The 626-nt window shown below is 41.4% G+C and carries 1 protein-coding gene; it reads left to right on the plus strand.

Annotated elements, in window-relative coordinates; all coding sequences use genetic code 11:
- Positions 1-626 (plus strand): ATP-binding protein (locus KIV40_RS30955; protein ID WP_285353125.1); only part of this gene is annotated, 626 nt, incomplete at both ends.

Below are 626 nucleotides of genomic sequence, written 5' to 3' on the forward strand. Positions count from 1 at the left end.
CAACAATACGGGTGATAACGGAGCTGGTAAATCCACTTTGTTAAGCTTACTTCCACCGTTCTATGGAGCCGATCCGAGTAAGCTGGTGGATAGACAAGCGGATAAAGTTTACTTTGTTGATTACTACTTGCCCACCCCAAAATCTGTCATCGTGTTCGAATATGAAAAGCTTGGTGAGAGAAAGTGTTCTGTAATGTATCGAAATGGCTCCAGTGTCGCTTATAGGTTTTTGACAGGAACCGCTGAACAATTGTTTTCTCAGCATTTGTACGACGAGCTAATTAAGCAAGGAAGTGAAACTCGAACATGGCTTAAAAACCTTGTGTCTCAGTCAATGTCAGTAAGTTCGCAAATTGAAACTAGTGTCGATTACCGTTCAGTAATTCTAAACAATAAAAAGCGTTTGGCCCAAAGACGCAGTGCGGGTAAAAACTTAGTAGCAATCGCCCATGAGTACTCGTTGTGTTCTGCGAGCCATAACATGAATCATATCGACATTTTGACGGCGACAATGATGCGTCACAAGAAGATGTTGAGCCGTTTTAAGACGATGATTGTGGACTGTTTCTTGAACAATACATCGATGGACGATGTTCCATATAAGAAAGAGTATATCAACCTAGCAA

The organism is Vibrio sp. D173a, assembly GCF_030248475.1.